The sequence below is a fragment of the Bifidobacterium sp. UBA6881 genome (assembly GCA_002451435.1).
Taxonomy (GTDB): domain Bacteria; phylum Actinomycetota; class Actinomycetes; order Actinomycetales; family Bifidobacteriaceae; genus Bifidobacterium.
The window spans coordinates 1-3,291 of record DKCF01000068.1 but is presented as its reverse complement, the minus strand read 5'-3'; the positions used below and the strand labels follow the sequence as shown (position 1 = coordinate 3,291).

2 protein-coding genes and 1 pseudogene are annotated in these 3,291 nt (G+C 60.1%); 2 read left to right on the top strand and 1 reads right to left on the bottom strand.

Features of this window, described 5'->3' with window-relative positions; genetic code table 11:
• Positions 1-763: pseudogene (locus B3C64_RS04985) on the bottom strand (ATPase); the annotation flags it as partial.
• A 188-nt stretch (positions 764-951) separates the two neighbouring features.
• On the opposite strand from B3C64_RS04985, the gene phoU reads away from it, so the two are divergent.
• Positions 952-1,641, top strand: coding sequence for a phosphate signaling complex protein PhoU (gene phoU / locus B3C64_RS04980; protein ID WP_291534156.1), 690 nt, complete (start codon positions 952-954; stop codon positions 1,639-1,641).
• A gap of 268 nt (positions 1,642-1,909) precedes the next feature.
• On the top strand, positions 1,910-3,291 hold a 1,382-nt coding region (locus tag B3C64_RS04975), incomplete at its 3' end, for an oleate hydratase (RefSeq protein ID WP_291534222.1).

Here is a 3,291-nt window from a genome sequence, read left to right as displayed (position 1 = left end):
CCGCGCGATGCGCCTGCACGACGGCACGCACCTGTTCCATCACATTGATGCGGTTGTCCGCCGTGGGCAGCACCGGTTCCTGCGCTTTGATCAGCAGCAGCAAGTCGGAAATCATATGCTCCAATCGGGAGCACGATTGACGCAATTGCGCCGTCTTCCGGTGAATATCCGACACGTCCGGCTCACCGCTTTCCTCCAGGGAATCAGCGAGCGCCTCCAAGGATTGCGTGGGCTTGAGCAGCTGTTCGGACACGTTGGTGATGAACGAATCACGCACCTGGGCGAACCGGACGCTTTCGCTCACATCGGAGATGATCACCACCACGAACCGTTCGTTCAGCCTGCCGACGATGACCTTCAGCCAGTTGGGCCTTGACACGGTGGCCGGTCTGACGGGTTTGGATTGCCCGACCAATGCCTGTTTCGCGATTTCTCGGGTGGTGGGCCTGCCGGCCTTCGGAGCGGCGGTGGACGCCGGCGCCGTGGTCGTGGTCAGATCGAATTGTTTTTTCCCGCCGTAGGAACGCACCTCGTGTATCGCATGAAGCACGCTGTCGTCAATGATGGCGTCTTCTCGAACCAGTCCCAGAGAGTATGCCGACGGATGCGCGCGGATCACCTCGTCATGCTCGTCGACCACGATGGAGGCCGCGGAGAGCATGGACAGCAACGCGTTCGTCGTGTCGTCCAGAGTGTCGTCGTCCTCGTCGTCCTCGACGTCCCGCTGCGTCAGCCTACGCCATAACTTCCCTAGTTCAATCATGTCTATCATTGTCGCACACCGTGGGCGCGCTGACGAACAACGCCGTTCCGCGTTCATCGACATGGAGGGAACGGGAGGGTGAATTTTATCAAAACAACTCGGGCGGGGTTCATGACTGTAACGTTTTGCCTATAAACTGGTGAAAGATTTACACAGAACCCTATGCGAAGCATTGAAAGGCAAATCATATGCGCGTTATTTTCAACGAGGAGCTCAAGGCCGTAGCCGACGATCTCGACCACATGGCCAAGGATGTCCGTAAGGCGATCAACGGCGCCGGCGACGCGCTGCTGAACCAGAATCTTGAGGCCGCGCAGGCCGTCATCGATGGCGACCTCGAAATCGACGCCTTGGAATCCAGCATCATCGACCAGTGCGTGAAGCTGCTTGCCAAGCAGAACCCCGTCGCCACCGATCTGCGTGTGGTGGTCTCCACGATGCGTCTGGCCTCCACGTTCGAGCGCATGGGCGACCTGGCCCGCCACATCGCCGAATCCGCACGCCGCACCTACCCGGCTTCGCCGCTGGCGGAACAGGCCAAGCCGCTGTTCGCGGAAATGCAGGAATTCCTGAACGCCACCGCCGACCAGCTGGTCACGCTGCTGTCCGACCGCGACGCCGCGCTCGCGGAGCGCATTATTCTCAGCGATGACAAGCTGGACGAGCTGCATAGCAAGACCTTCGGCATGACCCAAGAGGAGAACTGGAAGGGCACCAACCAGCAGCTGGTCGATGTGGTGCTGCTTGGTCGCTTCATGGAACGTATCGGTGACCACGCGGTGTCCGTGGCCCGTCGCGTGACGTTCATCGTCTCCGGCTTCGATCCGACCAAGGACCCGACCCACAGCCGGAACGACGAGGGCGAATCCATCAACTGACGCTTCTCGTTCTCCGCGGCAATCCGCGATGGGATGTATTGCAATGGGTGGCTTCCACATGTGGGAGCCACCCATTGCGGTCATCGGGCACCCATCGTCTTCAGCCATCCAGGCAGTCGCGCATCACGCAAATCGAGCGCCGTGTGTGGTGGCTTTGCGTTTTCCTTTCACAAAACGCAAAATTAGACATATCGTCTAGTTTATGACCGTAGATTTTTCCAAGGCGACGCGGCACAATGGAGTGCAGACATATCCAAAGGAGGAAGCCATGTACTATTCCAACGGCAATTACGAAGCCTTCGCACGGCCAAAGAAGCCCGTTGGCATCGATTCCAAGAACGCCTACATCATCGGCACCGGATTGGCCGCATTGAGCGCGGCCTGCTATCTGGTGCGGGACGCGCAGATGCCAGGAGACCACATCCATGTTCTCGAAAAGGACGCGGTGCCGGGCGGCGCCTGTGACGGCGCGAACATTCCGGGCGTCGGCTACGTGATGCGCGGCGGCCGTGAGATGGACAACCATTTCGAGGTGATGTGGGATCTGTTCCGTTCCATCCCCTCCATCGAGACGGATGGCGTGTCCGTGCTGGACGAATACTACTGGTTGAACAAGGAGGATCCGAACTATTCGCTGTGCCGCTCCACGAAGGCGCGCGGCGTCGACGCTGGCACGAACGGCAGGTTCGCGCTTTCCGACAAGGCTTCGATGGAGATCATGAAGCTGTTCTTCACGCCGGACGAGGAATTGTACGGCAAGAAGATCTCCGACTTCTTCGACGACGAGGTGTTCGATTCGAACTTCTGGATGTACTGGCGCACGATGTTCGCCTTCGAGAACTGGCACAGCGCCCTGGAGATGAAGCTGTACATCCGCCGCTACATCCACCACATCGGCGGCCTGCCCGATTTCAGCGCGCTGCGCTTCACACGATACAACCAATACGAGTCGATGATCCTGCCGATGATCAAGTACCTGGAAGGCTTCGGCGTGCGGTTCCACTACAACGTGAAGGTGGAGAACGTCGATTTCACCATCGGCGGCGGCATGGGACCGGTGCGCCCGCGCACCGGCACGGGCCAGGACACGATTCTGCGCAAGCAGGCCGAATTCGGCGCCTACCCGCGCAATCCGTTCAGCTCGCCGACCAAGAAGATGGCCACGCGCATCGATCTGACCGAGGCCGACGGCACGTCCCGCAGCATCGATCTGGGCGAGAACGACCTGGTGTTCATCACCAACGGCGGTTGCGTGGAGAATTCGTCCATGGGCTCGCAGACCACGGCCGCCGGCTGGACTCCGGAGATCAAGCCCGGCGGCGGCTGGGACATGTGGCGTCGCATCGCGGCGAAGGATCCGAGCTTCGGCCATCCGGATGTGTTCTGCGGCGATCCGGAACATTCGAAGTGGATGAGCGCCACCGTCACCACGCTGGATATGGAGATTCCGCCGTACATCCAGAAGATCTGCAAACGCGACCCGTTCACCGGGCATGTGGTGACCGGCGGCATCGTCACCGTGGAGGATTCCAACTGGCTGATGAGCTGGACGCTGAACCGCCAGCAGCAGTTCCGCGACCAGCCGAAGGACCAGCTGTGCGTGTGGGTGTACGGCCTGTTCCCCGACAAGCCCGGCAACTACGTGAAGAA

Coding starts and splice junctions, on each gene's coding strand:
- phoU (WP_291534156.1), top strand. CDS start 952: ATGCGCGTTATTTTCAACGAGGAGCTCAAGGCCGTAGCCGACGATCTC.